At 71.9% G+C, this 25573-nt stretch carries 21 protein-coding genes; 15 read left to right on the forward strand and 6 right to left on the reverse strand.

The window, feature by feature from the left end:
• Positions 1-252: 252 nt before the first annotated feature.
• Together ACG83_RS17730 and ACG83_RS17735 are read right to left on the reverse strand one after the other, a co-directional pair.
• A complete protein-coding gene (locus ACG83_RS17730) occupies positions 253-1542 on the reverse strand; it encodes a cytochrome P450 (protein WP_083473336.1) in 1290 nt (429 codons plus the stop codon).
• Complete coding sequence (locus ACG83_RS17735; RefSeq protein ID WP_054567354.1) at positions 1539-2045, reverse strand: PaaI family thioesterase; 507 nt, start codon at positions 2043-2045, stop codon at positions 1539-1541. Before ACG83_RS17735 ends, ACG83_RS17730 begins: the two co-directional genes overlap by 4 nt.
• Positions 2046-2453: 408 nt before the next feature.
• On the opposite strand from ACG83_RS17735, the gene ACG83_RS17740 reads away from it, so the two are divergent.
• The 3 genes from ACG83_RS17740 (at position 2454) to ACG83_RS17750 (ending at position 5432) form a co-directional block, all read left to right on the forward strand.
• Positions 2454-3710 carry a cytochrome P450 gene (locus ACG83_RS17740; RefSeq protein WP_054567355.1) on the forward strand — a complete coding sequence of 419 codons (1257 nt, stop codon included), beginning with the start codon at positions 2454-2456 and terminating at the stop codon, positions 3708-3710.
• Positions 3711-3954: 244 nt separating this feature from the next.
• Positions 3955-5244: a cytochrome P450 gene (locus tag ACG83_RS17745; protein ID WP_054567356.1), complete on the forward strand. Its 1290-nt coding sequence runs from the start codon at positions 3955-3957 to the stop codon at positions 5242-5244.
• Positions 5244-5432, forward strand: a complete 189-nt coding sequence (locus tag ACG83_RS17750; RefSeq protein ID WP_054567357.1) for a ferredoxin — start codon at positions 5244-5246, stop codon at positions 5430-5432. The genes ACG83_RS17745 and ACG83_RS17750 overlap by 1 nt, the downstream gene beginning before the upstream one ends.
• Before the next feature lie 145 nt (positions 5433-5577).
• Here ACG83_RS17750 and ACG83_RS17755 read toward each other — a convergent pair whose 3' ends face one another.
• The gene (locus ACG83_RS17755) at positions 5578-6216 is read right to left on the reverse strand and encodes a TetR/AcrR family transcriptional regulator (protein ID WP_054567358.1); all 639 of its coding nucleotides are present in this window, start codon (positions 6214-6216) and stop codon (positions 5578-5580) included.
• Between the two features lie 422 nt (positions 6217-6638).
• Here ACG83_RS17755 and ACG83_RS17760 point away from each other — a divergent pair, with 422 nt between their 5' ends.
• On the forward strand, positions 6639-7502 hold the full coding sequence (locus tag ACG83_RS17760; protein WP_054567864.1) for an alpha/beta fold hydrolase: 864 nt from the start codon (positions 6639-6641) through the stop codon (positions 7500-7502).
• Between the two features lie 63 nt (positions 7503-7565).
• On the opposite strand, the gene ACG83_RS17765 is transcribed toward ACG83_RS17760, so the two are convergent.
• A complete protein-coding gene (locus ACG83_RS17765) occupies positions 7566-8426 on the reverse strand; it encodes an LLM class F420-dependent oxidoreductase (RefSeq protein ID WP_054567359.1) in 861 nt (286 codons plus the stop codon).
• Between the two features lie 235 nt (positions 8427-8661).
• Here ACG83_RS17765 and ACG83_RS17770 point away from each other — a divergent pair, with 235 nt between their 5' ends.
• The 4 genes from ACG83_RS17770 to ACG83_RS17785 all read left to right on the forward strand — a co-directional run bounded on the left by ACG83_RS17770 (position 8662) and on the right by ACG83_RS17785 (position 13063).
• Positions 8662-9819 carry an acyl-CoA dehydrogenase family protein gene (locus tag ACG83_RS17770; protein WP_054567360.1) on the forward strand — a complete coding sequence of 386 codons (1158 nt, stop codon included), beginning with the start codon at positions 8662-8664 and terminating at the stop codon, positions 9817-9819.
• 174 nt (positions 9820-9993) lie between these two features.
• The gene (locus ACG83_RS17775; protein ID WP_054567361.1) at positions 9994-10860 is read left to right on the forward strand and encodes a fumarylacetoacetate hydrolase family protein; all 867 of its coding nucleotides are present in this window, start codon (positions 9994-9996) and stop codon (positions 10858-10860) included.
• A 243-nt stretch (positions 10861-11103) separates the two neighbouring features.
• Positions 11104-11988 carry a WD40 repeat domain-containing protein gene (locus tag ACG83_RS17780; RefSeq protein WP_161934770.1) on the forward strand — a complete coding sequence of 295 codons (885 nt, stop codon included), beginning with the start codon at positions 11104-11106 and terminating at the stop codon, positions 11986-11988.
• A 226-nt stretch (positions 11989-12214) separates the two neighbouring features.
• Entirely contained in the window at positions 12215-13063 is an 849-nt protein-coding gene (locus ACG83_RS17785; RefSeq protein ID WP_054567363.1) for an SAM-dependent methyltransferase, read from the forward strand.
• Positions 13064-13154: 91 nt separating this feature from the next.
• Here ACG83_RS17785 and fabG read toward each other — a convergent pair whose 3' ends face one another.
• The gene (gene fabG / locus ACG83_RS17790) at positions 13155-13916 is read right to left on the reverse strand and encodes a 3-oxoacyl-ACP reductase FabG (RefSeq protein WP_054567364.1); all 762 of its coding nucleotides are present in this window, start codon (positions 13914-13916) and stop codon (positions 13155-13157) included.
• 420 nt (positions 13917-14336) lie between these two features.
• On the opposite strand from fabG, the gene ACG83_RS17795 reads away from it, so the two are divergent.
• From ACG83_RS17795 to ACG83_RS17825, 7 genes are all read left to right on the forward strand, one after another.
• Entirely contained in the window at positions 14337-15560 is a 1224-nt protein-coding gene (locus tag ACG83_RS17795; protein ID WP_054567865.1) for an RtcB family protein, read from the forward strand.
• A 140-nt stretch (positions 15561-15700) separates the two neighbouring features.
• Positions 15701-17263 carry an alpha/beta hydrolase domain-containing protein gene (locus tag ACG83_RS17800; protein ID WP_054567365.1) on the forward strand — a complete coding sequence of 521 codons (1563 nt, stop codon included), beginning with the start codon at positions 15701-15703 and terminating at the stop codon, positions 17261-17263.
• A 1154-nt stretch (positions 17264-18417) separates the two neighbouring features.
• Positions 18418-19371: an ABC transporter permease gene (locus ACG83_RS17805; RefSeq protein ID WP_054567366.1), complete on the forward strand. Its 954-nt coding sequence runs from the start codon at positions 18418-18420 to the stop codon at positions 19369-19371.
• The gene (locus tag ACG83_RS17810; protein ID WP_200931338.1) at positions 19368-20375 is read left to right on the forward strand and encodes an ABC transporter permease; all 1008 of its coding nucleotides are present in this window, start codon (positions 19368-19370) and stop codon (positions 20373-20375) included. Before ACG83_RS17805 ends, ACG83_RS17810 begins: the two co-directional genes overlap by 4 nt.
• A 263-nt stretch (positions 20376-20638) precedes the next feature.
• Positions 20639-22210, forward strand: a complete 1572-nt coding sequence (locus ACG83_RS17815; RefSeq protein ID WP_054567867.1) for an ABC transporter substrate-binding protein — start codon at positions 20639-20641, stop codon at positions 22208-22210.
• Positions 22211-22248: 38 nt separating this feature from the next.
• Complete coding sequence (locus ACG83_RS17820) at positions 22249-23352, forward strand: ABC transporter ATP-binding protein (RefSeq protein ID WP_235497985.1); 1104 nt, start codon at positions 22249-22251, stop codon at positions 23350-23352.
• Positions 23333-24514, forward strand: coding sequence for an oligopeptide/dipeptide ABC transporter ATP-binding protein (locus ACG83_RS17825; protein ID WP_369812897.1), 1182 nt, complete (start codon positions 23333-23335; stop codon positions 24512-24514). The genes ACG83_RS17820 and ACG83_RS17825 overlap by 20 nt, the downstream gene beginning before the upstream one ends.
• A 70-nt stretch (positions 24515-24584) precedes the next feature.
• Here ACG83_RS17825 and ACG83_RS17830 read toward each other — a convergent pair whose 3' ends face one another.
• Positions 24585-25562, reverse strand: a complete 978-nt coding sequence (locus ACG83_RS17830) for a PaaI family thioesterase (RefSeq protein ID WP_235497986.1) — start codon at positions 25560-25562, stop codon at positions 24585-24587.
• Positions 25563-25573: the final 11 nt, after the last annotated feature.

A 25573-nucleotide genomic window follows, 5' to 3' on the forward strand; every position in this document is an offset into this window, starting at 1 on the left:
GGATGGGACGGGAATTTGCGCGAGCAATAGGGATGGGCAGTCGCACGGGCGGCTGCACGAGGCGTTCGCAAGCCGCGGGTCCGTGTCACGGGCCGCCTCCGCGGGCCGGCTCCGCCAGCCGATGCCGTCGATCAGTCGCCGACCGGCGACCGGCGACCGGCGGCCCGGATCAGGCCACAACGAGATCGGCCCTGGTCCGGGCATGCCCGGACCAGGGAATGCCCGGACCAGGGCGTGCCCGGTCCCGACGGGTCAGCCCGCGACGCGCACCGGCAGTGCCGACATGCCACGGACCACGATGTTCGGCCGGTACGGGGGCGGATCCGCCAGCAGCGTGATCCCGGTCAGCCTGGTCGCGACCGCGCGCAACGCCTCGCTGACCTCGAGCCGCACCAGCGGCGCGCCCAGGCAGTAGTGCAGGCCCATCCCGAGAGCGAGATGGCGGTTCACCCGGGCCCCACCCGCGTAGCGATCGATGCGGAACCGGTCGGCCTCGTCGAACGCCCGCGGGTCACGGTTGGCCGAACCGAGCACGAGAATGACCGCCTCGCCCGGGGTGAAGACCCTGCCGGCCACGGTCACCTCCCCGCGTGCGGTGCGTGTCGTCACCTGCGCCGGCGGGTCGAACCGCAGCATCTCCTCGACTGCGGGCAGCGCCAGCTCCGGCGCACGCCGCAGGGCGTCCAGCTGATCGGGGTTGCGCATCAGGGCGAGCACACCGTTCCCGATCAGGTTGACCGTGGTCTCATGGCCCGCGACCACGAGGATGAGCAGGGTGCCGAGCATCTCCGTCGTCGTGAGCCGGTCGCCCTCGGCGTGCACCTGCGCGAGCGCGCTGATCAGATCGTCGCGTGGGTCGGCCCGGCGGTCCGCCACGAGGGCGCCGAAGAACTCCCGGAACTCCCCGACCGCGGCGGTCCGCTCGGCGAGCTCGGCGGGTGAGAGAAGATCGTCCGGATCCAGACCGCGCGCGATCCCGGCCGACATCCGGCGCACCGCGGCGTGCTCGGAGGCGGGGACGCCGAGCAGCTCGCAGATCATGGTCAGCGGCAGCGGGTAGGCGAAATCCTCGATCAGGTCCAGCTCGCCGACGGCGAGCGCGCGGTCGAGCAGCTCGTCGACCACACGACGGGCCGTCGGGCGGGTCGCCTCGATCGTCCGCGGGGTGAAGGCCCGGCTCACCAGGCCACGCAGCCGGGTGTGGTCCGGCGGCTCCATCCACAGGAAGGATCCGGGCAGCTCGACGTCGCTGGCCGGGTGCAGCAGCTCGGATTCCTCGGCGTGGCTCCACACCGGGTCGGCCAGGATCGCGGCGCACTCGGCGTAGCCGGGCACCAGCGACGTGCCCAGCGGCCCCGGCAGGAAGGTGCCCGCCGCGCGCAGGATGCCGTATGCCCGGTAGGGGTCGTGCCGCCAGGCCGGGTCGAAGGAGTCGATCACCGCCTGGCCGAGCACCTCGGCGCTGATCCCCCCGGCCGGCGCGATCGGGGTCGCAGCGTCCGTGGGAGCCTGGCCCTCCGGGCCGGTCGCCGTGGCCGTCATGATGCCGGCACCGCCGGCTCGATCAGCAGGCAGGTCGACGTGCCGTGGGCCACCAGCGCGCCGGCCCGGTTGGTCACCCGGGCCTCGGCGGTCGCGGTACGACGTCCCACGTGCACGGCGGACCCGACGCAGGTGAGCAGGTCGTCGTCCAGCGCGACCGCTCGGATGAAGTTCACCTTCAGCTCCAGCGTCGTGTAGAGCACGCCCTCGGGCAGCTGGGTGTAGACGGCGCTGCCCATCGCGGTGTCCATCAGCGTGCTGATCACCCCGCCGTGGACGGTCATCATCGCGTTCGCCGCGGCTGGTGACGGGGTGAGCGTCCAGACCGACGAGCCGTCACCGAGCTCGGTCAGCAGCACGCCCAGCGAGTGACCGACGCCGATGCCCGCACGCAGGCCGTGGGTCACCAGGTCGGCGAGCTCCCGCAGGCGGCGGGCCTGGTCAGGCTGGTCGACGGTGACCACCGGTTCGGTGGCACGGTCCAGGTCCAGGGTGCGGTCCATGGTCGGCGGCTCCCCGCGCGTCGGTGTCGGCCAACTATGCGTCGCGCCGCATCGTGACCCCGGCCATCGGCGACTGACGAGATGCATTCGCAGCCCGAATCGATCGATCGGGTCCGCCCACACCCTCCCGGCCGCCACAGCCGGGACGGACCAGGCTGCCGCCCGGGTGGCGCGGTCGCCCGACCGGCGCAGTGGCCCGACTGGCTCGGCTGGCGCAATCGCCCGATTGGACTGTGCCGCTCATGGTGTCGGTCGGCGGTGCGATCGGACATCGTGCGTCCCGTCGGCGCGGTCGCGCCGCCACGCCCCCGCGTACGACAGGCGTACGACGACAGTGCCGTTGCGGACGTGCCCGGTGCCGAGGTGCCGTGCGTACCTGCCGGCGCGGACGACAGGAGTGGGACAGCCATGGTCGCCGGAGACGTCTCCACCGAGCCCACCCAGGCCGAATCCGACCAGGTGGAGTTCACCGCATTCCACCCGGCCCACAAGGCCGATCCGTACCGCAACTACCGGCAGGTGCGCCAGACCCGGCCGTTGTGCCCGTTCATGCTCGGCGACATCCCCGTCACCGTGGTCACCCGGTACGCCGACTGCGAGGCCGTGCTGCAGAGCGACGACTGGGTGCACGGGTACGACGCCGGGATCAGCCCGTTCCGCGAGGGCAACGCCAGCGCGCCCCGCTCCTTCCTGCGCATGGACCCCCCGGACCACACCCGACTGCGCGGGCTGGTGAACAAGGCGTTCACCCCGCGCATCGTCAACGCGATGGAGCCGCGCATCCGGACACACGCCGACCGGCTGGTCGCGGACGCCCGTGCGACCGGCACGCTGGAGGTCATCAGCGAGTACGCCGCACCCATGGCGAGCGCGACTCTGGGGCAGTTGCTCGGCGTGCCCGACGACGTCGGCGCGTCGCTGCGGGGATGGGCGCTGGCGATCGCCCGGGGCACCGACCCGGACAACCTGCTGAGCGAGGACGAGCTGGCCGCCCGCAAGAAGGCGACGCTGGACTTCCATCGCTACTTCGAGGAGCTCATCGCGCAGCGCCGGGCACACCCCACCGACGACCTGGTCAGCAAGCTCGCCGCGGCGCGCGACCGGGACGACGCCCTGAGCGAGACCGAGCTGCTGGGTGTCTCCTCGCTGATGGTCGTCGCCGGGATGGAGACGTCCATCAACTACATCGGGTCGGCGGTGCTCACCCTGCTTCGCCACCCCGACCAGCTCGCGCTGCTGCGCGAGCGGCCGGAGCTGCTGGCCTCCGCGGTGGAGGAGGTGCTGCGGTTCGACCCGCCGACCCAGTTCACGATGCGCACCGCGGCCCGGGAGACCGAGGTCGGCGGGCGCACCTTCCGGCGCGGCGACGGCGTGCTGCTGGTCAGTGCCGCGGCCGGCCGCGATCCCGACGCCTACGCGGAGCCGGACCGCTTCGACATCACCCGCTTCCACGGCCCGACGCCGGCTCGGCGCCATCTGGGCTTCAGCGTCGGCATCCACTTCTGCCTCGGGGCGCCGCTGGCCCGGATCGAGGCCGCGTCCGCGATCGGCGCGCTGCTCGCCGGATCCACCCACCTGGAGCTCGCCATCGACGAGAGTGAGCTCGTCTATCTCCCGAGCCTCATCCATCGAGCGCTGGCCACGCTCCCGGTCCGGATCAGCTGACCGCCGACCCAGCCCCGCTCCGCCCTGGCCGGCCCGGCTCCCAGCCCAGCCCAGCTCCCAGCCCGGCACAGAGCTCCCGCAGCCCATCCGGCGCCGCCCGGCGCCGGTCCGCAGCCGGGCTCTCCCGAAGTCCACTGGTACGTCCAGTTACAGTGAGGGAGAGTCCGGTTCTCGCGTCGTTTGTGTCGTGCCGAACCTGGATGGGAGACTAGTTCGCAGGACAGGGAAGGGAGCACCCCGCACTGTGAGTGACCTTGAGACGCCGGACTACTTCCGCGATGCGCAGCTCGTCGCCGACCCGTACCCGTTCCTGGAGCAGATGCGCGATCGCTGCCCAGTGCTGCGGGAGGACCATCACAACGTGGTGATGGTGACCGGTTACGAGGAAGCCGTCGAGGTCTTCCACGACTCGGCGACCTTCTCCTCGTGCACCTCGGTGACCGGCCCCTTCCCCGGCTTCCCCGTGCCGCTCGAGGGCGACGACGTCACCGCGCTCATCGAGGCGCACCGCCACGAGCTGCCGATGAGCGACCAGCTGCCCGTCATGGACCCGCCGACCCACACCGCGCACCGGGCGCTGCTGATGCGGCTGATCACCCCGAAGCGGCTCAAGGAGAACGAGGCCCAGATCTGGAACCTCGTCGACCAGATGCTCGACCCGTATCTGGCCAGCGGCGAGGGTGACTACATCTCCGGCTTCGCCGGGCCGTTCACCCTGCTGATCATCGCCGACCTGCTCGGCGTGCCGGAGGAGGACCAGGAGGAGTTCCTCGACCGGCTGCAGCGCCGGCCCGAGTCGCAGTCGGGCATCGGCAGCACCGGCGACGACCATCTCGCGCACAACCCCCTGGAGTTCCTCTACACCAAGTTCACCGCCTACATCGAGGACCGTCGCGCCGAGCCCCGCGACGACGTGCTCACCGGGCTGGCCCAGGCGACCTTCCCCGATGGTTCGACCCCGGAGGTCATCGACGCCGTCCGGGTGGCGGCGAACCTGTTCTCCGCCGGGCAGGAGACGACGGTGCGGCTGCTCAGCTCCGCGCTGAAGATCCTGGCCGAGGATCCCGAGCTGCAGGATCTGCTGCGCTCCGAGCCCGAGCGGGTCGGCAACTTCATCGAGGAGACGCTGCGGCTGGAGAGCCCGGTCAAGGGCGACTTCCGGCTTTCGCGGGTGCCGACGACCGTCGGCGGGGTCGACCTGCCCGCCGGGACGACCGTGATGGTCGTGAACGGCGCCGCCAACCGTGACCCGCGCCGGTTCGAGAACCCCAACGTCTTCGACGTGGCCCGCCCGAACGCGCGCCACCACGTCGCGTTCGGGCGCGGCATCCACACCTGCCCCGGCGCACCGCTCGCCCGGGCCGAGACGCGGGCCGCCATCGAGCGGATCCTGGAGCGGACCACCGAGATCCGAGTTTCCGAGAGCGTGCACGGCCCGGCCGGCGACCGGCGCTACAGTTACCTGCCCACGTTCATCCTGCGTGGGCTGACCCACCTCAACCTGGAATTCACGCTGGCGCCGAGGAACGTGTGATGAAGGTTTTCGTCGACGAGGACCGTTGCTGCGGGCATTCGACCTGCTGCACGCTGTGTCCCGAGGTCTTCTCCCTCTCCGATGACGGCTTCGCCGTGGTGATCGTGGACGAGGTTCCGCCGGACTTCGAAAGCGTTGTCCACGCCGCGGTCAGCAACTGCCCCGAGCAGGCCATCAGCGCGTCCTGACCCCTTTCGGCGATCCACGGCTGGCCGTTCACCGGTCGACTCACCGGTCGGCGGCCGCCCGCTCGTCCGGCCGTGGCGGAAGGCTCGGTGGCCGTGGTCAGTCCGCGGTCTGGTCAGTCCGCGGTCAGGTCAGTCCGCGGTCAGGTCAGTCCGCGGTCAGGTCGAGGACGGTAAGCGCGCGGCCCGGCAACCCACCGGGCCGTGCGCGCAGTCCGTCGAGAACGATCTCCCGGGCCCGCTCGTAGACGCGGTCGGCCACCTCGCCGGGCATCCGGTGCGACTCGTGCAGCAGCACCGCGAAGAGATGGGTGACGTCACCCGCCCCGACGTCGGTCCGCAGGGTGCCCTCCCGCTTCGCCGCCTCGACGAGCTCCTCGATCAGCGCGATGAGCTCGTGCCGGATACGCCCGACCCGCGGATCGGTCCGGATCGCCTCGGTGATCGCGGGCTGGAACAGGCTCGGGGTCCGCAGCGCGAACCTGAGCTCCGGCGAGCCGCCGAGGACGGCGATCAGGGCATCCCAGGCCCGCGGGCCCACCTCGACCGCGGTATGCGCCCGGGCGAGCATCGCCGCCAGGCTGTCCTCGACGACGGCCAGGACCAGGCTCTGGCGGTCCGGGAAATGCCGGTACAGCGTCCCCACGCCGACCCCGGCGAGTCGGGCGATCTCCTCCATGGGCAGGTTCGGGCCGTCCTCGGCGAACGCGGCCACCGCGGTGGAGATGATTTTGCCGCGGTTGCGCCGGGCATCGGCCCGTAACCGGACCGGGGACGCCGCGGTCATGCCGCCCGCTCCCCTGCCGGAATCCGGCCGCGGGCATGCGGGCATAACCCGATCGGCGGGCCCGATAAGCGAAAGCCGATGATGCGCGGCTGCCACATCGCTGCTCCCTTGATGTCTCGTGGTGCGTGATGGCCGTCTCGTGGTGCGTGACGGCAGGTGTCAGGTGACTGTGCGCCCGAGAGCGCGCGACGAGCGGTTGGCGATGGTGCTCCCCGCACCTGGCTACGGGCCGGTCGGGCGACGAGTGGGCAGGATTATGCCTGGCAGGCCCGGCCGGCGAAAGAAAACCCGTGGCCGGCCCGGCCCGGCAGCGACGGCGGCGCGGCCGGGAAACCGGGAAACCGCGGAACCGGTGCGGCCGGCGGCTCCCGGCAGCGCACGAACTGTTTCGCCCGCAGGCCGTTGCCGCTACTGTCCGCCTGGTGGCAAAGGCGATCGTCAACGGTCTCGGCATCGGCTACGACCTCGTCGGCGACGGCGACCGGACCTGGGTCCTCACCCTGGGCGGCCGGTTCACCCGACGGACTCCGGGGGTGCCCGAGCTGGCCGCGGCCCTCGCCACGCCCGGTAACCGGGTGCTGCTGTGGGACCGGCCGAACAGCGGCGAGTCCGACCTCTGCTTCGCCGGCGGAAGCGAGCCGCGGATGCAGGCCGACACCCTGGCGGCGCTGCTCACCGAGCTCGACCTCGGCCCGGCGGTGCTCGCCGGTGCCACGGTCGGGTCCCATGTCTCGCTGCTCACCGCCGCCTACCATCCCCAGGTGGCGGCCGGGCTGGCCGTGTGGTGGGTCAGCGGGGGTGTGCCCGGCCTGACGATCCTCGCGAACGCCTACTACACGGCGTCCGTCACGGCCGCGTGGACGACCGGGATGGAGGCGGTGGCCGCCCTGCCGGAGTGGGGCCCGTCGTTCGACGCCAACGCGCGCAACCGGCAGCGGCTGCTCGCCCAGGACCGCGCCGAGTTCGTCGCCACGCTCCAGCGATGGATGGCCGCCTTCAGCGCGCGGCCGGGCGAGGTGATCCCGGGCCTGCCCGACGATGTCGCGCGGTCGGTGCGGGTTCCGGCGCTCGTGCTGCGCAGCGGGGCGAGCGACCCGTTCCACCCGCGGGCCGTCTCGGAGGCACTCGCCGCGGCGCTGCCGCAGGCCCGGCTGGCGGAACCGCCGTGGGGGGACCGCGAGTACCTCGAGCGCCAGGCCGACATGGCCCGGGCCGGCAGCCTGTTCGTGCGCTGGCCGCTGCTGGCGCCGGTGCTCACCTCCTGGGCCGCCGACGCGCTCACCTGATCCGCGCGCCGGCGACAGCGATCGTCGTCCTGGAGCAGCCGTCGTTCCGGATCGACCGTCGTCCTACAGCAGCGCCGCGGCCAGGCGGCGCCACTGCTCGCGTGGGAAGGCCTGCTGGTCGGCCGTCAGCACCTGGATGCAGACGTGGTCCGCGCCGGCCGCGTGGTGCTCGGCGACGCGCCGCCCGACGGCCTCCTCGTCACCCCAGGCGATGAGGGCGTCGAAGAGACGGTCGCTCACGGAGGTGATGTCCTCATCGGTGAAGCCGAGGCGGCGCACGTTGTTCGCGTAGTTCGGCAGCCCCAGGTAGCCCGCGAGCCAGCCGCGGCCGATGGTGTGGGCCTCGTCGGCGTCGGTGGTGAGGATGACCGTCTGCTCCGGCAGCACGAGCGGCCCCGCGCCGAGGCGCTCGCGGACCTGGCGGGTGTGCTCGGGTGTGACCAGGTAGGGGTGGGCTCCACGGGCGCGGCTGCCGGCGAGCTCCAGCATCTTCGGGCCGAGCGCCGCCAGCACGCGGTCCTGCGCCGGGACGGGGGTTTCGGCCTTGTCGAGGCCGTCGAGGAAGGCACTCATCGCCGCCAGCGGGCTCCGGTACCGACCGGCCTCGGCCGCGTCGATCAGGGGCGCGTGGCTGACGCCGATCCCCATCAGGAACCGGTCACCGTGCGCGGCGGTCAGCGCGGCGAAGCCGGCGGCGACGTCCACGGGGTCGTGCATCCACAGATTGAGGATGCCGGTGGCGATCGTCACCCGACTGGTCGCGGTGAGCAGGGCGCCGACCGCGTCGAGGACCGGGCCGCCGACGTCGGGGATCCACAGCGCGCGGTAGCCGAGCTCCTCCAGCTCCGCCGCCGCCTCCGTCACCTCCGCCGGATCGCCGTAGCGCAGCTGCTGGCTCCACACGCCAATGCCTGACAGGTCCATCCCAGCCATCCCGTCCACTTGCCGGTCGCCCGGCGGCCGCCGTCGCTAGTGTGACTATCAGACGCCGGGCGGTGCCGCGACCGTGGCCGGATCCGCGCGGCTGGCGAGTGGGGCGATGCTTTAGATAAAGTATGCAATCGGGTGCCGGGCCTCGTACCAGGCCCGCCGCCTTCCGCCGCGCGTCGCGGGCCCCGCCGCGGGCTCGGTCGCGAACCAGTGCCTGAAGGGAGATCGCGTGCTCGACGACGATGTGCGCCAGATCATCGCCGCCACCCGCCGCTTCGTGCGCGAACGGGTCGTGCCGGCCGAGGCCGACATCGAGCAGTCGGACGCGATACCCCCCGACCTGCGCCGCGAGGCCGCCGAGATGGGCCTGTTCGGCTTCGCCATCCCCGAGACGTACGGCGGCCTGGGCCTGAACATGAGCGCCGAGGCCAGGCTGGTCTTCGAGCTGGGCTACACCACCCCCGCCTTCCGGTCGATGTTCGGGACGAACAACGGCATCGCCGGTCATGTGCTGCTCGAAGGCGCCACCGAGGAGCAGAAGAAGGCCTATCTGCCGCTGGTCGCCTCGGGTGAGTGGACGGCGTCGTTCGCGCTGACCGAGGAGAACGCCGGCTCCGACCCGGCGGGCCTGGCGACGTCCGCCCGCCGCGAGGGTGACGACTGGGTCATCAACGGCGCCAAGCGCTTCATCACCAACGCACCGGTCGCCGACGTCTTCATGGTCTTCGCCCGGACCGACCCGGACGCGAAGGGCGGCCGCGGCATCACCGCCTTCATGGTGGAGCGGGGCACCCCCGGCCTGAGCGTCGGCCCGAAGGACCACAAGATGGGCCAGGCCGGCGCCTGGACCGCCGACGTCACGCTGGACGACGTCCGCGTGCCGGCCAGCACGGTGATCGGCGGGGAGGACGGGGTCGGGCGCGGTTACGCGACCGCGATGCGCTGCCTCGCCCACGGCCGCATCCACATCGCGGCACTGTGCGTGGGCCTGACCCAGCGGCTGCTGGACGAATCCGTGGCGTACGCCGCCAGCCGGGTCCAGGGCGGCAGCGTGATCGGTGAGCACCAGCTCGTGCAGGGCCTGCTCGCCGACTCCGCGACCGACCTGTACGCGGCGCGTGCGCTGGTCACGGAGGTCGCGGCCGGCTTCGACGACGGAAGCGACACCCGGATCGGGCCGTCCTGCGCGAAGTACTTCGCCTCCGAGGCCGTCGGGCGGGTCGCGGACCGCGCCGTGCAGATCCACGGCGGGGCCGGGTACATGCGCGGCGTGCCGGTCGAGCGTTTCTACCGCGACGCCCGCCTGTTCCGGATCTACGAGGGCACCAGCCAGATCCAGCAGATCGTGATCGCCCGCCAGCTGCTGCGCGACGCCGGCGTCCGCTAGCACCAGCGGCAGCCGATGGTCGGGGCGGTTCCGCGGAACCGCCCCGACCATCGGACCAGACGTGGCCGCCGTCATGGCTCGGGTCATGGCCGGGCAACGCGTAGCCACCTGCCCCGCGGCGGATAGCGTCGGGCGGTGCAGCCGGAAGGCCGGCGCGGCGGGAGGGCTTGGGCGATGCGTTTCGTGGGCGTACGGGACGGTCGGCGGACCGTGGTCGGTCTGGTGCTGGAGCGCGCCGGGGTGTCGAAGCTGGCGCGGATCGCCGACGTCGACGACTTCTACGCCGATCTCCCCCGCTGGATGTCGGCGGCCGGCGAGATCACGGCGGGTGACCACGGCCACGCCGACCTGGACGATCTCGCGGACGTCGCCGCCAGCCCCGGTCTGGCCCCGCCCGTGCCGGCCGGGGCCCGCGTGCTGGGTATGGGCCTGAACTACCACGCCCACGCCGCGGAGACCGGCCTCGAGCTGCCCCGCAAGCCCCCGATCTTCGCGCGCTGGACCGCGTCGCTCACCGTGGACGGCACGCCCGTGCCGGTGCCGCCCGGCGAGCGCGGGCTGGACTGGGAGGGCGAGCTCGCCGCGGTCGTCGGGACCCGGCTCGTCGACGTCGACGAGGCCACCGCCCAGCGGGGCGTCCTCGGCTACGCGGTGTTCAACGATCTCAGTGCCCGCCGGGCCCAGGGCGCCTCCGCGCAGTGGACCCTGGGCAAGAACTCGGACCGCAGCGGGCCGATGGGACCGGTGGTCACCACCGACGAGGCCGGCGACCCGGCCGCCGGCCTGCGCCTGGTCACCCGGGTCAACGGCGAGGTCATGCAGGACGGGAACACCAACGACATGATCTTCACGGTCGGCGCGATCCTGTCCTTCGTCAGCCGCACCATCCCGCTGGATCCCGGGGACGTCCTCATCACCGGGACGCCGGCCGGAGTCGGCTACACCCGCACCCCGCCCCGCTATCTCCTCCCGGGTGACGTCGTCGAGGTCTCGATCGAGACCCTCGGCACCATCCGCAACCCTGTCACAGCAGCGCAGTAACAGCAGTGCAGTAACAGTGCATCGGTCCCGGTCGGCGATCGGACGCTGATCCGACCGCCACAGATCATCCGACGGATAGGATCCATCGCACCCAGCCGGTCCGAGCCAACCGAACCGCCGCGCTGGAGATGGGATGTCATGGAGCACTACCGGTCAGCCCCCATCGCCGGCGAGTCTGTCTGGCCTTCCGAGGCACACACCGTCGCGTTCTGCCCGGTGATGGACCGGGGGTTTCACTGGCCCGTGGCGGTCGGCCGCGACAACGGATCCATCGGGTTGTGGGTGGTGCCGCCGAAGGGCGCCACCGGCAACACAGCACGGAGAACGCAACTCGCGGGCCACCGCGACGCGGTGCGTGCCGTGGCGTTCTCCTCCGACGGTCGCCTGCTCGCCTCCGCCGCGGATGACCGCCAGGTGCTGCTCTGGAAGGTCGACGAGTTCCCGGAGCAGGCCACACCCGTGCGGCTGACGGGGCACACCGGCGCGGTCCGGGCCGTCGCCTTCTCGCCGGTCCGCCCGTTACTCGCGTATGCGGGCGACGACCGGACCGTCATCCTGTGGGACCTGTCGGACCCGGGCGCGCCACGTCTCGCGGCGGCGTGCGGCGGGCACGGCGCCACGGTCACGTCCCTCGCGTTCTCGCCGGACGGGACTGTGCTCGTCAGTGGCTGCGGCAACGAGGCCTTCCAGCTGTGGAACGTGGCCAGGCCCACCGAGCCGTCCCGGCTCGGCACAGCCAGCACAGGCCGCGGGGGCGGGGTGCACGCGGCGGCCGTCTCCCCGACCAGCCGGATACTCGCCACGGCAGGGGACGGCACCATCCAGCTCTGGAGCATCGACGGCGCCGCAGGTCCGGCCCGGTTGGGCAGTCCCCTCGTCGGCCACACCGACATCGTCACCTCGGTCGCGTTCACGCGGGACGGCCTTCGCCTCGCCAGCGCCAGCAGCGACCACACAGTGCGCTTCTTCGACGTCAGCCACCCGGCCGCGGCACACCCGCTCGGCGAGCCGATCCGTGGGGATGGTCCGTTCCGGGCGGTGGCGTTCTCCCCGGACGGCGCCGTGGTCGCGGCGGTTGGCGCCGCGTCACGCGCATCTCTCGACCTCTGGGCGATCCGCGACCTGTGACAGCCGGCGCGCTCGGCCCGGCCGGTCATCGACACGTGCCCGCCGAGCACGCGCCAAGGTACCTCCGCACGGAGACGCACCCGCCTGAGGACCTACCCGAAAGTCCTATGATGTGCCGCAATGAGCCGGTGTCGTCACGCAGAACGACCGCCGCGGCGCGCGGCGCGCGGCACGGGCGCGACCCGGCGACACGACGTATCAGCCGCGTACCGATGACAGGAGTCCCGTGAGCCAGGACAAGCCAGCCCAGAGTCCGCTGGTGCGTGCCATCCACGAGCCACCCGCCGGGTGGAGCCCGGAGGGAATCGACACCTCCGTCCCGAGCATCGCCCGGGTCTACGACGCCATCCTCGGGGGCAAGGACAACTTCCCCGTCGACCGCGCGGTGGCCGACGAGCTGATGCGGCTCGCGCCGCGGGGGCGGCAGTCCGCTCTGTACAACCGGGCGCTGCTGGGGCGGGGTGTGCGGTTCATGGCCAGCCAGGGCATCCGTCAGTTCGTCGACCTCGGCTCCGGTCTGCCGACGGCGCAGAACACCCACGAGACGGCGCAGGCCGTGGCGCCGGACGCCCGGGTGGTCTACATCGACAACGACCCGATCGTGCTCTCGCACGGCCGGGCGCTGCTCGCCGAGAACGAGAACACCACCGTGCTCACCGCGGACTTCCGTAGCCCGGAGCAGGTGCTCAACCATCCCGAGCTGACCGGGATCATCGACTTCGACCAGCCCGTCGCGCTGCTGCTGTTCGCCGTCGTGCACCACATCGAGGACGCCGAGGATCCCGCCGGCATCCTCGCCACCTACCGCGAGCACCTGGCGCCGGGCAGCTACCTGTTCCTCACCCATTTCGTGACCCATGGGGAGGAGACCGCGGAGCTGGAGAAGGTCATGCTCGCCGACCTCGGGCGGGGCCGCTTCCGGACGATCGCCGAGATCACGGCGTTCTTCGACGGGTTCGAGCTGCTGGAGCCGGGAGTCACCTACACGCCGCTGTGGCGCCCCGAGGAGCCGCTGCCCGACCCGCTCACCCTCACCGAGCGGCTGGTCGCCGGCGGCCTCGCCCGCAGGCCGTGACCCGGCGGGCCGGTGACGCCGTCGCCCACGGCGAGGCGGCACCGGCCCGGGCCCGACCCGGCCCGTGGCCCGGCCTGACCTGGATCGCCGCTCAGGTCTTCGGCCCACCTGCGACGTAGATCACCTGGCCGGTGACGAACCCGGCACCCTCACCGACGAAGAACGACACGGTGTTGGCGATGTCGTCGGGCTCGCCGACCCGGCCCACCGGGATGTCCTTGGCCCGCGCGGCCGCGTACTCGTCCCAGGTGCGCCCGAGCCGCTCCGCGGTCGCCCGGGTCATCTCCGTCGCGATCAGGCCCGGCGCCACCGCGTTGACGGTGATGCCGAACTTGCCGAGCTCGATCGCCACGGTCTTGGTGAAGCCCTGCAGACCGGCCTTCGCCGTCGAGTAGTTGGCCTGCCCGCGGTTACCGACCGCGGACGTGCTCGACAGGTTGACGACCCGCCCCCAGCCGGCCTCGACCATGTACTTCTGGACCGCCCGGGTCATCAGGAACGTGCCGCGCAGGTGCACGCCCATGACGGCGTCCCAGTCGCTCTCCGTCATCTTGAACAGCAGGTTGTCGCGAGTGATGCCGGCGTTGTTCACCAGGACGGTGGGGGCGCCCAGCTCGGCCGCGACCCGCTCCACCGCGGCGGCGACCTGCTCGGCGTCGCTCACGTTCGCCCCGACGGCGATGGCCTTCCCGCCGGCCGCGACGATCGCGTCCGCGGTCTCCTTGGCGGCGGACTCCTCCAGGTCGAGCACCGCGACGGCCAGGCCATCGGCCGCGAGCCGCAGTGCCGTCGCGGCACCGAGCCCCCGCGCGGCACCCGTGACGATCGCGACGCGTTCCTTGACAGCGGACATGCTGAAGTCCTCCCACTATGCGGGTGATGGCCCGAGTGCCCGCAGGCGGCCCTCGGGGGCAGATCAGGTCGTTGGTACCGAAGTCTGTCAGGCAGCACCGGCAGACGCATCGCGTCCCGAGCCCACCGGCCAGCGCGGGTGGGTGCCGCGGCGGGCGGCACGGCATGGCCGGCCCGGTTCGCGCCGGCTGCCCGGTGGTCGGACACTGGCTAGCCGGCCGGCCGGCCAGCTGACTGACCGGCTGGCCGGTCGGGACGCAGAAGCACCAGGAGCGCACGCAAAATCATTCGCCAACAGCCACGGCACCAGCGATCGTGGAACGCGACGCGAGGCGGTCCCGTCGAGAGACCATCGGCCCGCGAGAGACACGCGAGAGACGCGCGAGAGAGACCCACACGAGAAGACAAAGGAGTGATCCCCGTGCCCCCGGTTGACGAGCTGGCGGGAGCAGCGGCCCCGATCTGGATGTGGACCCATCCGCACGAGGTGGAGAGCGCCGCCCTCGACCAGCTCCGCACGATCGCCGACCTGCCCTACGTCCACCACCACGTCGCCGTCATGCCGGACGTCCACCTGGGCAAGGGCGCCACGGTGGGTTCGGTCATCGCGCTGCGCGACGCCGTCTCCCCCGCCGCCGTCGGCGTCGACATCGGCTGCGGGATGGCCGCGCTGCGGACCAACCTGACCGCGGCCGACCTGCCGGACGACCTCGGCCCGGTGCGGGCCGCGGTCGAGCGGGCCATTCCCGTCGGGCACCGCGGGCACACCGAGATCTCCCGGCGGGTCCGCGGCTACGGCGAGCTGTGGGCGGCGTTCGGTGATCTGCACCCGAAGGTGTCCGGGCGCAGCGGGGCCATCGACCGGGTGATGTCACAGCTGGGGAGCCTCGGCTCGGGCAACCACTTCGTCGAGCTGTGCCTGGACTCGACGGACGCGGTGTGGCTGATGCTGCACTCGGGGTCGCGCAACGTGGGCAAGACGCTGGCGGAGCTGCACATCGCGGCGGCCAAGAAGCTGCCGCACAACACCGGGCTGCCGGACCGGGACCTGGCGGTCTTCCTCGCCGGCACCCCCGAGATGGCCGCCTACCGGAACGATCTCACCTGGGCCCAGACCTACGCCCGCCACAACCGGGAGACCATGCTGGCGCTCTACGTCGACGCGCTGCGCACCCACCTCCCGCAGCTGCGGGTGCCGACACCGCCGACCGACGGCCCGCACGCGGGCGACGCCGCCTTCGCCGCCGTCAACTGCCATCACAACTACGTCTCCGAGGAGCACCACTACGGCGCCGACGTCCTGGTCACCCGCAAGGGGGCCATCTCGGCGCGGGCCGGTGAGTACGGCATCGTGCCGGGCTCCATGGGCACCCGCTCCTACATCGTGCGCGGCCTGGGCAATCCCGAGTCCTTCCACTCCGCCTCGCACGGCGCGGGCCGGCGGATGAGCCGTACCCGCGCCCGCAGGGAGTTCACCACCGAGGACCTCGTCACCCAGACCGCCGGCGTCGAATGCCGCAAGGACCCCGGCGTGCTCGACGAGATACCCGCCGCGTACAAGGACATCGACGCCGTCATCGCCTACCAGCGTGATCTCGTCGATGTCGCCGCGGAGCTGCACGCCGTGATGTGCGTGAAGGGTTAGCGGCACGGCGGCGGGGTGCCCGAACCCGACGGCGGGATGATCCCCGCGAACCGGGCTCCTCATGATGTCCGTCGCGGCACCGGCTCATAGTCTCCGCGTCTGCGCCACGAACGGGCGCCGACCGGAGGAGGCCGTGCCCAGTGCCGCATCGGAGGAGATCTGGACATCGTGGTGGAAACCGGGGGCTGACGGCCACGCCCGCCCCCGGTCTGGTGCTGGCACTCATCCTGGCGTTGCTCTCCGCCTGCTCAGGTGACGGCGAGGGCGCCTCGGGAAGCGCCGCCCCGGCCGGCACGGGCACAGCCGGCACCGGCCCGTCCGGCAGTTCGGCACGCCCGGCCGGCCCCGCGGCCGACCTCGCCACGGAGCTGTCCGGTGGCAACGGACCGTTCACCGCCGCGGGCACGCCGGCGGACCTGGGCAGCGCCGGGTACACGCAGCGGGAGCTGGCCGCCGCCGGCACCGCGTCGTCCTACCGGGCGGTGGGCGCGCTGGGGGCCGACGGCCGCTGGATGTTCGCCCCCGACACCAGCGCGCCCTTCCGGACCAGGGTCCTGGTCCGCCGTCCCACGGCGGCCGAGCGGTTCAGCGGCACGGTCATCGTCGAATGGCTGAACGTGAGCGTCGGTCTCGACAGCGACGCGGAGTGGACCACGCTGCACGAGGAGATCACCCGGCGCGGCGATGTCTGGGTCGGGGTGTCCGCCCAGCGGATCGGGGTCCAGGGCGGGCCGGTGCTCGTTCCGGTCACCGGGGCGGCCGGGCTCGCCGGGAAGGGCCTCACCGCGATCGACCCGGCCCGCTACGGCACGCTCAACCATCCTGGTGACGGCTTCTCCTACGACATCCTGACCCAGGTCGCCCGCGCGGTGCGCAGCGGCGCGGGCCTGGACGGGCTGCGGCCGCAGCGCCTCATCGCGGCCGGCGAGTCGCAGTCCGCGTACGCCCTGGTGACCTATCACAACGGTGTGCAGCCCCTGACTCGTGCGTTCGACGGCTTCCTCGTCCACAGCCGGGGCGCGACCGGGCTCGGGCTGGTCGGGCCCGGCGAGAACGCCGACCTGGTCAGCGTGCTCAACGACACGCCGACGATCTTCCGGACCGATCTGGACGCGCCGGTGCTGGACGTCCAGACCGAAAGCGACCTCACCGGGGTGCTGAACTCCGCTCGCGCCCGGCAGCCGGACAACCCACACCTGCGGCTGTGGGAGGTGGCGGGCACCGCTCACGCCGACGCGCGTCTGCTCGGCCCCGCGGCGGCCGTCGTCGACTGCGGCGTGTCGATCAACAACGGTCCGTTGCACTTCGTGGCCAAGGCGGCACTGCGGGCGCTGACGGTCTGGCTCACGACCGGCGCGCAGCCACCGGTGGCGCCCCGCATCGAGGTCGCCGCCGGCGGCGAGCCGCACATCACCCGGGACGCCGACGGCATCGCCGTCGGCGGAATTCGCACACCACCGGTCGACGTGCCCGTCTCGACCCTCTCCGGTGCCGGCGGCCCGAACACGTCGACGATCTGCGCGCTGGCCGGTTCATCCCGTCCTTTCACTTCCTCCCGGCTGGGCGAACTTTATTCGTCGGCAGCCGACTACCGTCACCGCTACGACGAGGCGGCCAAATCCGCGGTCAACTCCGGATTCATACTGACCGCAGATCTCGAATCACTGCGCAAAGCCGCCGACACGACCATGATCCCCTCCTGATCGAGGATAACCCGAAGTCACCAATCACGTTCTCAACCGCATTATCCGCAGCCAGCGGAAACCGTTCGGTCAGGGCCGCGACGGGGAGAGAATCCACGGCCTGGTCGCCGGCCGGCGACTGCGCCCCGGTCGACGCCGAACACCACGTCGACGCCGCCCGCCACCGCGCCCTCCCCCGTCCGCGTCGCAACGCGCACGGCCCGGCGCGGCGCACGCGGCCCGGGGAGGCCGGGGACGCCCCCGCGGCCAGCCACCCGCGACAGCGACCACACGGGCGACCACACGGCCGCGCGCCGAATGCCGGCACCCCGTCAACTCAATGACTTCTCGGGCTTCCCGGCCGGTCCGCACCGGTCCGCACCACCGGCCGCAGCCGCCTCGGGCCCCGGTCCGGCGCCCAGCCCGGATCCCTGCGACCGACCCCGGCGGCGAACCCCCAGCCGACCTCCGCACCCGGCCGCCGCTCCAGCACCAACCGGCAGATGCGGGCTTCGGCGGACACCGACGCCGGTGCCGTGACATCACCTGCCTGTCGACGCCGCCAGGCTCGACATCGACAGCTATCCGGATGATCCGTCACCGTTTTTCCGGTCCGACGCACGTGGATCCGTCCACTATTTGGTGACCGCCGTCACTGCCGGGAAGGCCGGACCTGCGCTCACCCGGGACGTCGGAGTCGGCCACCCACCGACAAAACAGTGGCCTCGACCACATCCGCCCGCATTCCGGGTGCCGCCGCGAGTCCACCGCGGCCCGCTCCGAGGCCGGGCCCGACCCGATGGTCGAACCCGCCTCCAGAATCCATCCCAGCGCCATTCGCACGGCTTTCAAAAACTCGGGAACGCCATTTCCGAAGTTTCGATATCGCACTTCTCCAGGCGGAAATGCGATGTCCGAAATGTCGCCAAACGGGACCTTGACTTCCATGATCATCCATCGCGCGGCGACTCCGAAACTTTGGGCGAGCGCCCGATCCAAGGGCCGACAGACAGCTCTGCCTGCGAACGTCAACCTCCCCGAGGAATGTTGGCAACGGCGCCGTCTACGGCTATAACGGTGCCCACGCCATATCGCCGTATTCGCCCTCAGTGAGGAACTCGGGTCAGTTCGGTCGTTGTCCGTGCGACCTTCAGACGATCAAGGAAGCGAGCTGTATGCTGCTCACCGCTGCGCGCCGTATTGGCCGCGCCCTGCTCGTGGTCTTACTCGTGACCATGGGGGCCGTGGCACTTCTCAGCCTGGCTCCGGGGTCGGCGGCCTCAGTCATCCTCGGCGAGAACGCGACACCCGAAGCGATCGACGCCCTGAACGCCGAGCTCGGGCTCGATCGGCCCCTGTGGTCACAGTACGTGCACTGGATCGGCGACGCCGTCACCGGTGATCTCGGCACCTCGCCGATCACACACCAGCCGGTGCTGGACGCGATCACCGAACGTCTTCCCGTGACGCTGGAGCTCGCCGCGCTGGGCCTGCTCGTCGCGCTGCTGGTCGCCGTGCCCCTGGCGGTGGCCTCCGCGGCCTGGCCCGGCTCCCTGCTCGACCGGGCGATCACCGCCCTGTCCTCGGTCTTCCTCTCCGTCCCCGCGTTCATCGCCGGTCCGGTGCTGGTCTACGTGTTCGCCCTGCAGGCCGGCTGGTTCCCCGTGACGGGCTGGACCCGCATCAGCGAGGACCCCGGCGAGAACCTGCGCGGCGTCATCCTGCCCGTCATCGCCATCGCGCTCACCGAGATCGCCTCGTTCCACCGGCTGCTGCGCACCGACCTGGTCGGAACGCTGCGCGAGGACTTCATCGGCGCGGCCCGGGCCAAGGGCATGAGCCCCGGCTACGTGATGGCCCGCCACGCCCTGCGCCCCTCGTCGTTCTCCCTGGTGACGCTGGTCGGCATCAACCTCGGGCGCCTCATCGGCGGCACGGTGATCGTCGAGTCCTTCTTCTCCCTGCCCGGGCTCGGGCAGCTCGTCATCTACTCGATCACCGCCCGCGACATCATCACCGTCCAGGGCGTCGTCGTGTTCATCGCCGTGGTCTACGTGGCCATCAACATGCTCGTGGATCTCAGCTACGGCTGGCTGGACCCGCGCGTCAGGAAGGCGGCGACCGCATGACCAGCCCCGATGTCGTGGCGAACACCACCGCCGGATCCAGGACCGCCCCGGCCGACACCACAGCCGACGGCACCACAGCCGACGGCACCACACCTGACGGCACCACACCTGACGGCACCGCGCCCAACAACACCCCGCCGCCGGCCACGGCGGTGCCCGGCACGCTTCCCGACGTGCCCGCGGTGCGCGAGCGACGCTCGATCCTGGTCGCGCTGTCCTTCGGCTGGCTGATCGCGATGATCCTGCTGGCCGCCATCGCGGACCTGCTGCCGCTGGCGTCCTACTCGGTGCCGATCGGCCGGCCGCGCCAGCCACCGAGCCTCGAGTCGTTCGACATGCTGCTGGGCACCGACCAGCAGGGCCGCTCCATCCTCTCCCGCTGCATCCACGGCGCCCGGGTGTCCCTGCTCGTCGGCACCGCCGCCGGCCTCATCGGCGCGGCCATCGGCACCTTCTTCGGGATGCTCGCCGGCTACCTCGGCGGGCGTACCAAGGCCGTCATCGGCCTGATCACCGACGCCATGCTGGCCTTCCCGCCGCTGATCCTGCTGCTGGCCCTGTCCTCGATCCTCACCCCCAGCGTGCGGACGCTGATGGTCGGCCTGACACTGCTGATCATTCCGACCTTCGTGCGCCTCGCGCTGGCCAACACCATCGCCTGGTCGTCACGCGAGTTCGTCACGGCCGCCCGGAACATGGGCGCCGGCCACGGCCGGATCCTGGTCAAGGAGATCCTGCCCAACCTGCTCCCCCCGCTGGGGGCGTTCCTGCCCGTCGTGATGGCGGCCCTGATCGTCGCGGAAGGCTCGCTCAGCTTCCTGGGCGTGGGCATCCCACCGCCGCAGCCGAGCTGGGGCGGCATGATCGCCGACGGCAAGGACGCGATCGAGAACGCCCCCCACATGGTCTTCGTGCCGGCCGCCGCCATCTTCCTCACCGTGTTCGCCCTCAACCAGGCAGGCGACCACCTCCGCCACCGTTTCGACCGCACCATGCGCGACTAACGCCAGGCGCGACCAGCGCCGGGCGCGACCAGCGCCGGGCGCGACCAGCGCCGGGCGCGACCAGCGCCGGGCGCGACCAGCCACCTCTTCGACCGCAGGATGCGCGGCCAGCCGCTGCGGCCGGATCCGGCCCGTGGGCGCGGTGTCGGCCCCGGTGCAGGCCACGCGTGCGGTTCACAGGGATGTCCGCCACCCCGGGCGACGGTCGGGACGCCGTGGCCCACCCGGACATCGACCCGATCCACCACAGCGAAAGGCAGCAGATGTTACATAGGACCCGAACTGTCGTGGCCGCCGTCGTGTGCGGCACGGTCCTCGCCCTGGGGGCATGCGGCGGGAGCAGCGACACCGCTGACACCACGTCGACATCCGGCGTCACCGGCCAACCGGTGGCCGGCGGCGAGGCACGGATCCTCGCGCTCAGCGAACCGAGCAGCCTCGATCCGGTGGTCAGCGGGAACAACGCGGTCATCGCCGGCGTCATCGGCAACGCGCTCTACGGCTCGCTGATGATCGACGACGCCGCCGGCAAGGTCGTCTACCGGATGGCGGAGTCGTTCGAGACGACCGACAAGGGCGCGAGCTTCACCCTCAAACTGCGCCCGGGCCTGCTCTTCTCCGACGGTACCCCGCTCGACGCCGCGGCCGTGAAGTTCAACTGGGACCGGTTCCGGGACCCGGCCAACCGCTCGACGTACCTCGCGGACGGATCACTGATCGCCTCCACCGAAGTGGTTGACGACGTCACGCTCAAGGCCACGATGGTGAGCCCGGTACCGTCCTTCGCCGGAGCGATCATCAACAGCTCGCTGAACTGGATCGCCTCGCCCGACGCACTGAAGAAGGGCCAGGCCGAGTTCGACAAGAACCCGGTCGGCGCCGGCCCCTTCAAGCTGCAGAGCTGGACCCGCCAGGCCGAGCTCCGCCTGGTGAAGAACCCGAAGTACTACGACGCGCCCAAGCCCTACCTCGACAGCCTCGTCGTGCGGGCGGTGACCGACGCCGGCCAGCGCATCAACACGGTGACCAGCGGCGGCGCCGACATCGCGATCGACTCGAACCCGGTCAACATCGACAAGGGCAACTCCGCGGACCTCAACGTCAACGTGGCCGCGCTCAACGGCGGCTTCTTCATGGCGTTGAACACCCGCCGGGCGCCGTTCAACGACATCCGGGCCCGCCAGGCGTTCAACGCCGCGATCGATCTGGACGCGGCCAACCTGGCCGTCTACAACGGCACCGGTGAGGTCCCCGAGACGCTGTTCACCAAGGACTCACCGCTCTACACGGACGTCCCGCTGCACAAGACCGACAAGGCCAAGGCCCAGAAGCTGTTCGACGAGCTGGCAGCCGAGGGCAAGCCGGTCACCTTCACCTTCACCTCGTTCGCGAGCACGGAGAACCGCACGCTGGCGGAGAACATCCAGGCGCAGCTCAGCGTCTACAAGAACGTCAAGGTCGAGGTCAAGGTCGTCGACTACGCGGAGGTGCCCAAGCTACGCAGCACCTATGACTTCGACATCCTGGTCAGCTCCGCCTTCTTCACCAGCCCTGACCCCCGGCTGACCACGGCCTTCGCCAGCGGCTCGGCCGCCAACCTCTCGGGCGTCGAGGACAAGGCGCTGACCGACGCCCTCGCCGCCGGGCGGGTCGCCACGACGGACGCGGAACGCAGGACCGCGTACACCACGGTGCAGAAGCGGCTGGCCGAGCTCTCGCCGCTGGTGTTCTACACCCGGCCGAACTTCGCCGCGATCGCCGGTACCGACGTCGGCGGTCTGCACCAGTACGGCAGCGGTTCGCTCCTGCCCGAGGAAGTCTGGATCAAGAAGTAGCCGGTCGTCCGCAGGGCGGAGGAGAGGTCCCGCATCCCATGAGCATCGAGCCCGTCAAGAGCGCTCCGCAGGCAACGAGCGCCGAGCCCACCGGCAGCGCCGAGCCCACCAACAGCACTGAGCCCACCGGCAGCGCTGGGCCTGTTCTGCAGGTGCGCAACCTGCGCGCGTACATCGGCACCCCACGCGGTGTCGTCCGGGCCGTCGACGACGTCTCCCTCGACCTCGACCACGGCCAGGCGCTCGGTGTGGTCGGCGAGTCCGGGTCCGGCAAGTCGGTGATGGCCCGGGCGATCATGGGGCTGATGCCCGGGCGGTCCGCCTGTTCGGGCGAGGTGCTGTTCCAGGGCCGGGACCTGCTCTCCCTCCCCCGCCGGCAGCGCGCCGAGATCTGGGGCAAGCAGATCGCGATGGTGTTCCAGGACCCCGGTCGCTCGCTCAACCCGGTCGTCCGGGTGGAGCGCCAGCTCACCGAGGGAATGCGACGCCATCTCGGCGTAAGCCGTACCGAGGCGCACACCCGGGCCCTCGACCTCCTGCGGGAGGTCGGGGTGCCCGACCCCGAACGGCGGCTGCGCAACTACCCGCACGAGCTCTCCGGTGGGATGCGCCAACGCGTCATGATCGCGACCGCGCTGGCGTGCGAGCCGACGCTGCTGATCGCCGACGAGCCGACCACGGCGCTGGACGTCACCGTCCAGCGCCAGATCCTCGACCTGCTGCGGCGGGTGCAGCGCAGCCACGGCATGTCCATGATCCTCATCAGCCACGACCTGGCCATCGTCGCCGGACGCACCGACCGGACCGCGGTGATGTACGCCGGCCGGCTCGCCGAGGCCGGCTCCACCGGTGAGGTCTTCGGCGCGCCGCGGCACCGCTACACCCACGCGCTGCTCGAGGCGACACCCACCCTCACCCACGAACGCCACGCGCCGATGCGTCTCATCACCGGTTCCCTGCCCGACCCCACCGATCCGCCGGCGGGCTGCCGGTTCGCGCCGAGATGCGCGCACGCCGACGCCGCGTGTTCCGAGCCGGGGCCGACGATGACCTCCGTCGGCGCTGACCACCAGGTCGCCTGTCTGCGCCCCGCGCAGACCGGCACCGAGAACCTCACCGGAGGTGAGCTCGTTGGCCGGTAGCGGGACCGCGCATCTGCGTGGCGAGGAAGCCCTGCTCAGCGTGCGGGAGCTGGTCGTCGAGTACCCGACGGGCGGCGGGGTCGTGCAGGCCGTCTCGAAGGTGAGCTTCGACGTCCTGCCCGGCAGGACGCTCGGCATCGTCGGCGAGTCCGGCTGCGGCAAGTCCACCACCGGTCGGGCCGTGCTGCGCCTGGACCGCCTCACCGCCGGCGAGATCACCTTCGCCGGCGAGCGCATCGACGGTGTGAGCGAGAACCGGATGCGCGAGCTCCGCCGCTCCATCCAGATGATCTTCCAGGACCCGGTGGGGTCGCTGAACCCCCGGCGCTCCGTCAGAGACATCGTCGTCGAGGGCCTCACCGTTGCCGGGGCATCGAAGTCCGAGCGCGCGACCGCCTCGGCGGAAGTTCTGTCGCAGGTGGGGCTCGGCGGCGAGCGGTTCGCCGACATGCTGCCGCGCCAGCTCTCCGGCGGGCAGGCCCAGCGGGTCGCGATCGGGCGCGCGCTCGCGCTGCGGCCCCGCCTGCTGATCTGCGACGAGCCCGTCTCCGCGCTGGACGTCTCCGTGCAGGCGCAGATCCTCAACCTGATCGAGGAGCTCAGGGCCGAGTTCGACCTGACCGTCGTGTTCATCGCCCACGACCTCGGGGTGGTGCGGGCGGTCAGCGACGACGTCCTGGTCATGTATCTCGGCAAGGTGTGCGAGTTCGGCGACGCCGACCTGGTCTACGACCAGCCCGCGCACCCCTACACCCGGGCGCTGCTCGACTCGGTGCCGCTGACCGACGCCGGTCGCGGCTTCACCGGCCCCGCGCTCGAGGGGGACCTGCCCTCACCGCTGGCGCCGCCGTCCGGCTGCCGCTTCCGGACCCGCTGCCCGCGGGCCGAGGACCGCTGCGAGGCCGAGGAGCCACCGGTCCTCGAGATCCGTCCCGGACAGTTCGCCGCCTGCCACTTCCCGCTGACGCCGGTGACGGTGGCCGTGTCGGCCGCACCGGCGGACACCGCCGTCGAGCCGGAGCCCACCCCGACCGCCGATGCCACGCCCACGCCCACGCCCGATGCCACGCTCACGGCCCAACCCACGTCCACGAACGAAGCCGAGCCGGCCACCGGGCAGAAGACGACCAAGGCGCTCGGCGGCCCGGACGCAGCCGGGTGAGCCACCGGTAACCGCCTCGACCGGTTCCGCCGGAACCCGCGGTACCGGCTGAACCGGCGGCAGCGCGGCCTCAGCGGGCGGTGCGGGCGACGGTGGCGACGCAGTAGGGCTTGCCGGCCGGCCCGCGGGCGGTCACCTTGTACACGGCGACCGTGCGCCCGCGGTGCTCCGGCACGACGTCGTAGCTGACCGGGGCGTCCACCTCGGCCCGGCGCAGGTAGTGCACGGTGACCGAGGTCGTCCGCAGGAGGCCTTCGGGGTCGTCGGCCGCCACCGCGGCCTGCTCCACGCCGCAGAACAGGATGCCGCCGTGCACGGCACCGCTGCCGTTGCCGAACTCCGGGCGGGCCGGCACCACGATCCGCGTGCCGCCCGTGGTGTCACCCGGCCCGGCCACGGCGGCGACGGCAGCCGCGGACGTCCGGGCAGCTGCGGAGGAGGCGAGGGAACCGTTCGACGCGGCGGGCCCGAGGACGTCGAGAGCCGACAGATCGCTCGCCCCGGCCACGGTCGTCGCGCCGGTCCGCTCGGGCTGCGCCCAGCCGGCGGCGACGAAACGCAGCTGCGCACGCCCGGTGGCGACCAGCCGACCCGCGCCGTCGACGATCTCGCAGTGCGACAGCCCACGCGCCGCGTCGACGTCGACGACCGTGCCGTATGCCCGCAGCAGCGGCCCGGACCAGGGCGGCGGCGTGACGATCTCGACCGAGAGCTCGAACGTCACGAGGTGACTCCCGGTGGGGCGCGCCATGAAGACGGGCCGGCCGAGAACATCGTCGACCAGCACGCCGAGGGAACCGACCGCCGTGGTGGCGCCGACGCCGGTCAGCCAGGGGCCGACCCCCATGGTCAGCTCGGCGCCGTCGGGCCCCTGCCGGTAGCCGCCGACCCGGAAGATCGCCTGTGGCCCGCCGATCTCCTCATCCGCCGCGGCGTCCGTTGCCGCCGCGCTCACCGCGGCCGGGTTCGGGTTCGGGTTCGGGGTCGGCGTCGGCGTCGGGACAGACGGAACGGACGGGCCTGTCGCCAGGCCGAAACCACTGCTCACGAACGGATGCC

Source organism: Frankia sp. R43 (genome assembly GCF_001306465.1).
Taxonomy (GTDB): domain Bacteria; phylum Actinomycetota; class Actinomycetes; order Frankiales; family Frankiaceae; genus Parafrankia; species Parafrankia irregularis.

Excerpts from the sequence above, each read along its gene's own strand:
- ACG83_RS17730 (WP_083473336.1), bottom strand. The coding sequence starts at position 1,542 with ATGACGGCCACGGCGACCGGCCCGGAGGGCCAGGCTCCCACGGACGCT.
- ACG83_RS17735 (WP_054567354.1), bottom strand. The coding sequence starts at position 2,045 with ATGGACCGCACCCTGGACCTGGACCGTGCCACCGAACCGGTGGTCACC.
- ACG83_RS17740 (WP_054567355.1), top strand. The coding sequence starts at position 2,454 with ATGGTCGCCGGAGACGTCTCCACCGAGCCCACCCAGGCCGAATCCGAC.
- ACG83_RS17750 (WP_054567357.1), top strand. The coding sequence starts at position 5,244 with ATGAAGGTTTTCGTCGACGAGGACCGTTGCTGCGGGCATTCGACCTGC.
- ACG83_RS17755 (WP_054567358.1), bottom strand. The coding sequence starts at position 6,216 with ATGACCGCGGCGTCCCCGGTCCGGTTACGGGCCGATGCCCGGCGCAAC.
- ACG83_RS17765 (WP_054567359.1), bottom strand. The coding sequence starts at position 8,426 with ATGGACCTGTCAGGCATTGGCGTGTGGAGCCAGCAGCTGCGCTACGGC.
- ACG83_RS17775 (WP_054567361.1), top strand. The coding sequence starts at position 9,994 with ATGCGTTTCGTGGGCGTACGGGACGGTCGGCGGACCGTGGTCGGTCTG.
- fabG (WP_054567364.1), bottom strand. The coding sequence starts at position 13,916 with ATGTCCGCTGTCAAGGAACGCGTCGCGATCGTCACGGGTGCCGCGCGG.
- ACG83_RS17805 (WP_054567366.1), top strand. The coding sequence starts at position 18,418 with ATGCTGCTCACCGCTGCGCGCCGTATTGGCCGCGCCCTGCTCGTGGTC.
- ACG83_RS17810 (WP_200931338.1), top strand. The coding sequence starts at position 19,368 with ATGACCAGCCCCGATGTCGTGGCGAACACCACCGCCGGATCCAGGACC.
- ACG83_RS17815 (WP_054567867.1), top strand. The coding sequence starts at position 20,639 with ATGTTACATAGGACCCGAACTGTCGTGGCCGCCGTCGTGTGCGGCACG.
- ACG83_RS17820 (WP_235497985.1), top strand. The coding sequence starts at position 22,249 with ATGAGCATCGAGCCCGTCAAGAGCGCTCCGCAGGCAACGAGCGCCGAG.